The 5,452-nt window shown below is 46.8% G+C and carries 5 protein-coding genes; 4 read left to right on the top strand and 1 reads right to left on the bottom strand.

All coding sequences use genetic code 11. The annotated features are described in order from the left end of the window. Positions 1-83 precede the first annotated feature (83 nt). Positions 84-2,129 (top strand): HelD family protein, encoded by a 2,046-nt coding sequence (locus AC1WIP_RS10625; RefSeq protein WP_481141803.1) that lies wholly within the window; start codon positions 84-86, stop codon positions 2,127-2,129. Positions 2,130-2,131: 2 nt separating this feature from the next. On the opposite strand, the gene AC1WIP_RS10620 is transcribed toward AC1WIP_RS10625, so the two are convergent. Beyond that, positions 2,132-2,488 carry a hypothetical protein gene (locus AC1WIP_RS10620; protein ID WP_481141802.1) on the bottom strand — a complete coding sequence of 119 codons (357 nt, stop codon included), beginning with the start codon at positions 2,486-2,488 and terminating at the stop codon, positions 2,132-2,134. Positions 2,489-2,726: 238 nt separating this feature from the next. On the opposite strand from AC1WIP_RS10620, the gene AC1WIP_RS10615 reads away from it, so the two are divergent. From AC1WIP_RS10615 to AC1WIP_RS10605, 3 genes are all read left to right on the top strand, one after another. Then, positions 2,727-3,677, top strand: a complete 951-nt coding sequence (locus AC1WIP_RS10615; RefSeq protein ID WP_481141801.1) for an AAA family ATPase — start codon at positions 2,727-2,729, stop codon at positions 3,675-3,677. Next, a complete protein-coding gene (locus AC1WIP_RS10610) occupies positions 3,674-4,831 on the top strand; it encodes a DUF58 domain-containing protein (RefSeq protein ID WP_481141800.1) in 1,158 nt (385 codons plus the stop codon). Before AC1WIP_RS10615 ends, AC1WIP_RS10610 begins: the two co-directional genes overlap by 4 nt. Positions 4,832-4,875: 44 nt before the next feature. Then, positions 4,876-5,452, top strand: a 577-nt coding sequence (locus AC1WIP_RS10605) for a hypothetical protein (RefSeq protein WP_481141799.1), incomplete at its 3' end; no start/stop codon positions are given.

The following is a 5,452-nucleotide window of genomic DNA, read 5'->3' as shown; positions in this document are numbered from 1 at the left end:
AGCATATACAATGTGAAAAATCCTCCTTTACACAATTATCTAGTGCAGCATCTTATAAAGCCTGCAGCAGAAAGGAGAGAATCATGCACAAATCCAGCAACAGCCCAAAGCAGCCGGGGCTTTCTAAAAAAGAAGAGGAGATGCTTGCCGAGCAGGAGCATTTCTCCATGTGCCAGGCTGTCATACGCGGCAATATTTCCAGATATGAGAAGGAATATGAAGAGAGGCACACTCAGGTACAGAAGCTTTTTCGGGCTATGAACAGCGGTGATGTAGAGCTGTACAATCAGCTGATGACTGTGTCCAGTCTGGAAAAGCAGGCCGCAGACAGCCTCAGGAAAAACAGGGCCGCACTGGAAAGGCCCTATTTTGGCAGAATCGACTATCTGGACAAAAATCTGGAAAAGAATCAGATCGTCTATATTGGTAAAAACGGTGTATTTCAAAACAAGACGGATGTGCTCATCGCGGACTGGCGGGCGCCCATTTCCACTGTCTATTATGAAAATGAGCTGGGAGAGGGAGAATACCAGCTGCCGGACGAGACAAAAATTCCCATTCGGCTGGATTTAAAACGCACCTATGATGTAAACGACGGGATTCTAAGCGGTTATTATGACAGTGACACAGCTTCCAATGATGAGCTTTTGGTAAAATATCTTTCCCGCAGCAAGGATGCAGTGCTTGGAGAAATCATTGCCACTATTCAAAAAGAGCAGAACGCCATTATCAGAGAATCCCCCTTTGCCAATTTGATCGTACAGGGCGTAGCGGGAAGCGGAAAAACCACTGTGGCCATGCACCGGATTTCTTATCTTTTGTACAATTACAAGGAACGGTTTGCCTCTAATGAATTCTGCATTATTGGCGGCAGTGATCTTTTGCTAAATTACATCACAAGCGGGCTGCCGGAGCTTGATGTGCCGGATATCAAGCACATGCGCATGGATCAGCTTTTCGTGCGCCTATGCGAAAAGGAATGGACAAAAAAATGCAGGATAACAGAGCCGGATGAGACGGCCAGCCTTCGCTGCAGTCAGAAATTTATGAAGGATCTGGAATATTTCCTCCTGCAAAAGAAAAGGCAGCTTGTAGACTGCAGCGCTCTTAAGGACAAATCTCTGGGCGTTATCTTAAGTGAGTCAAGCAATTTAACGCTCGTGCGGGAAAATCCCCGTTTCAGCGTAAGAAGGCTTCTTACAGCCTTAGACGACCGGGTGAAAACCCGAATCAAATTTCTGATGAGCGGCTGTGATAAGGATACCGTCCAAAGAAAACTTGGGGAATACAGTGGATATTACAGGAAGCAGTTTCCAAAGACGTCCTCTCTTGCCTGTTACCAGGAATTTCTGGATGGATATGAAGGAAACGAAGCGCTGTCCAATCATCTGCAGTCCTGTGCCCGGCGGGAATACGACCTCTATGACCTGGCAGCCATATCATTGATTCACTACCGCATTTTTCAAAAAGGCCCTAATGAGGAATTTGGCCTGATGTTTATAGATGAAGCCCAGGATTTTGGAATCAGTGTGTACTATGCGCTTAAACACCTTCTGCCGGACGCCTATTTTACCATCATGGGAGATGTATCCCAGAATATCAACTACGAGACAGGCATCAATGACTGGTATGAGCTGACAAAGCTTTTTTTGACAGGCTCAAAGGACAAGTTTTTACTGCTGCAGAAAAGCTACCGAAATACCATTGAAATCTCCCAGTACGCCGGAAAAATTCTGGAAAAGGCCTCCTTTGGACGCTATAAGATCACCCCTGTGATCCGCCATGGGATTCCCGTGCAGGAGGAAAGCTTCTGGAGCGAGCCTGAGATGGCAGAGCGCACGCTTTCCCTTCTTTCTTCCCTTCCCCAAAAGGGCTACACCACAGCTGCGGTAATCTGTTGGGAGGAAAGAGATGTAAATCGGGTGCAAGAGCTGCTAAAGCAGTATCCAAAGTCCGCCCCCTGCCGCCTTATGACGCTTCCTGTGCGCATGGTAAAGGGGCTGGAATTTGACGTTGTCATTCTCTGGAATCTTCATCAGAAACAGGCAATGAAACGGCCTGACACAGCAAAGCTTCTTTATGTTGCAGCCACCCGCGCCCTACACGAGCTTTATGTAATGGAATGCTGAAACTATTTCACCGATTCGGACATGGATTCCACAAACTCCGTCACATCTGCATAATAATCAGCCGAAATTACCTGGAAAAACTGCTCCATGGTGATTCCGGCTATTTTTATGCCGCTTTGATGGCAAAGAATAACTCCTGCAAGCATTGCAAGGGCTAAAAGCATGCGCAGCCTGAAAAAAGAGACCGACGAAGCCTGATTTTCCGAAGCAGCAGGCTTATCCTCCCCGGAGAATCTTGGAAAAGAGGTTCTGCCATACAAAATTTTTTCCCTGTTTGACATGTCATACCGGTTTTTATTATATTGAGAGCGCACCTGTTCTATCAGCTCCAGCTTTTTTTCCGTTGTGATATCGCTCATTTTTAATCTCCATTCCGAAGCGCAGCGTAGGAATCGCGCAATAGAAATTCGCGCAGGCGATTTCTATTGTCGAATCAAACCGTTTGAAAAATCAGCAAACCAGTGTGATTTTTCACACTTATTCCTCCCTGCCAGTCTTACCTTATAAGATATTAGCAAAGGAAAAATAGTAGAACATCTTCTTGAAATATGCTACAATAAAGACCGATAAAACAGGTAAGAAGGAGAATGGACAAAAATGGCGACAGACGGCAGGGCATTTGCTGACAAGGCGATACAGAATATCTCAAAGGTGATCATCGGAAAGAAGGAGACCATTATGCTGCTTCTTACGGCACTCGTAGCGGACGGCCATGTACTTTTGGAGGATGTGCCGGGCACAGGAAAAACAAAACTGGCAAAAACCCTGGCAAAGACTTTTACCGCAGATTTTTCCAGAATCCAGTTTACTCCGGATCTGCTTCCCAGCGATATTACCGGACTGAATATTTTTGACAGGCAGAAAAACGAATTTGTTCTGCGGAAAGGTCCTGTCTTTACCAATATTCTTTTAGCGGACGAAATCAACAGAGCAACCCCCAGAACCCAGGCGGGCCTCTTGGAATGTATGGAGGAACGCCAGGTTACCATAGACGGCGTAAGCTATCAGCCGGGCAGCCCCTTTTTTGTCATTGCCACCCAAAATCCCGTGGAGACTGCCGGAACCTTTCCCCTTCCGGAAGCGCAGATGGATCGTTTTATGATGCGCCTTTCCATGGGGCTTCCAAGCAGGGAGGAGGAGCTCTCCATTCTGGAGCGGTACATGGAAAACGAGCCTCTGGATACGCTTACAAGCGTATTTACCCTGGCTGATCTGGAAGAGGTAAAAAGAGAGGCGGTAAAGGTCTTTGTGCATCCCTGTGTCAGAGAATATATGGTGGATCTTGTGAAGGCCACAAGAGAAGGAGAAGGAATGGTCATGGGCGTCAGCACCAGAGGAAGCCTCTGCCTTCTGCGCTGTGCAAAAGCATACGCATATCTGCACGGCCGCAGCTTTGTGACACCGGACGACATAAAGACTCTGGCCGTACCTGTGCTGGCCCATAGAATCATAGCGGGATACGGTACGGAAACCCCGGAGGCAGCCGGTGCGCTGGTGCAAAAGCTGCTTTTGTCCCTTCCTGTACCTACTGAGGATTTCTCATCATGATAAGAATAATCGGTCTCGGGCTTTTGGCTCTTATCCTGTTTTGGCTGGAACGGCGTATCTACGAAAAAATGTGGAACCGCAGTCTGTTTGTCTCCATTGCCTTTTCCCAGCAAAGCATCAGAGAAGGAGAGGAGGGAGAGCTGATGGAAATCATCGAAAATAGAAAGCACCTTCCCCTTGCCATTTTGAAGGTAAAATTTCAGACAGACCGCCACCTGCTCTTTGGAGATACAAAGGGTTCCCGTACCACGGACAAATTTTATCGAAATGATGTGTTCCGCGCAGGGGGTGGTGAGCGGATCACAAGACACCTGAAATTTGTCGGCGGAAAAAGAGGATATTATACCATTGAAAACGTGGATCTGGTGGCTTCAGACTTATTCTTAACCACACAGCTTGTGGAGAGCCGGGAAACCAAAAATGCTGTTTATGTTTACCCCAGGCTTTTCGACAGCAGGGAATTCAGACTGTCGCTGGAAATGCTGAACGGCGAGGTCACTGCCAGACGTCATCTGCTCACAGACCCTTTCACCTACAGAGGAATCCGTGAGTATCAGCCCTTTGACGATATGAAAAGCATTAACTGGAAGGCCACTGCCAAAACAGGGGAGCTTAAGGTAAATCAGAGAGGTTACACAGCCCTGAAATCAGTCCGTGTGTTTTTCAACATAGAGGACAACAATATTATGAAAAAAGAAGAATGTGTGGAAGCCTCCTTTCAGATTGCAGCGGGACTTTGCGCCTATTTTCTAAAACAAGGCATTCAGGTTGCCTGTTACGGAAATGGGGCAGACATTCTCACAAGAGAGCCTGTCTGCATCATGCCAAAGGCTGGAAGCGGGCAGTTTGAAACCATCTGCCGGGCCCTGGCCAGGGTGGACACCAGCCGTCCTGCTCTTGATTTCTGCTCCCTGTTTGAAGAATTGCTGACCAGGCAGTCCCAAAGCACCATAACCTGTTTTATATCGCCCAACCATTATGAGAATTTTCTTTCTCTTGTGGAAAAATATCATGATATGGGCAAAGAATACATCTGGTTTTATCCTGTTCCTGAATACAGGCTGGAGGAATTTAAAGAAGGGAAGAGTAAGGAGGCTTATTTTCCTGAAAGAATCAGAAAACATATCTCTTTCCTCCCCATATCCCTTTCTTGAGAAGAAAAAGGCATACCCTTTATAAAAGGAGCGTAATACTCTTTATGAAACGTGACAACATTGTCATAATCAATGAATTTCTAGTGACACAAGTGAATCATTGGACCCTTTTTGCTGTGGCTGTGGTGATTACACTGTTTTTTCAAGAATTTCCCCAGCTTTGGATGTCTCCTTTGACTCTTCTGGAAATTTGGGCCTTTTGCGGATTACTTCCCTTTTTTCTGTTTTGGGTCCGGGAAAAGGCGCATCGCTTCTGGGTCTTTTGCCTGCTGCATCTGGCAGGGGCCGGCGGCGTTTTCCTTCTGTCCGGCATTTTACCGGGAGGAAACGCCGGGAGCCGAATAATAGCAGGAGCAGTCAGCATTTTTTATTTTGTGCACTCTCTTTATCTGCATTTTTCTCCCAGAGGATGCGGCTGGGATTCCAAGTATCCCGCTCCGGTGCTTGCAGCTTTGCCCATGGTATCTCTCTTTTTGCAGCATTATAGGGGAATTTCCTCCATGGACCGATATTTCATCGTCTGCTTTATCGCAGTGATCGGCATGTATCTGATCAGCTATTATCTGGAAAGCTATCTGAATTTCCTGGATTTGAATACGCAGACCACAGGTTATCTGCCAG

Source organism: Acetatifactor sp., assembly GCF_982438285.1.
This window is presented reverse-complemented; position numbering and strand designations above follow the sequence as displayed.

What these genes read in the sequence shown, in the direction of transcription:
- AC1WIP_RS10625 (WP_481141803.1), top strand. Translation starts at nt 84, where the DNA reads ATGCACAAATCCAGCAACAGCCCAAAGCAGCCGGGGCTTTCTAAAAAA.
- AC1WIP_RS10620 (WP_481141802.1), bottom strand. Translation starts at nt 2,488, where the DNA reads ATGAGCGATATCACAACGGAAAAAAAGCTGGAGCTGATAGAACAGGTG.
- AC1WIP_RS10615 (WP_481141801.1), top strand. Translation starts at nt 2,727, where the DNA reads ATGGCGACAGACGGCAGGGCATTTGCTGACAAGGCGATACAGAATATC.
- AC1WIP_RS10610 (WP_481141800.1), top strand. Translation starts at nt 3,674, where the DNA reads ATGATAAGAATAATCGGTCTCGGGCTTTTGGCTCTTATCCTGTTTTGG.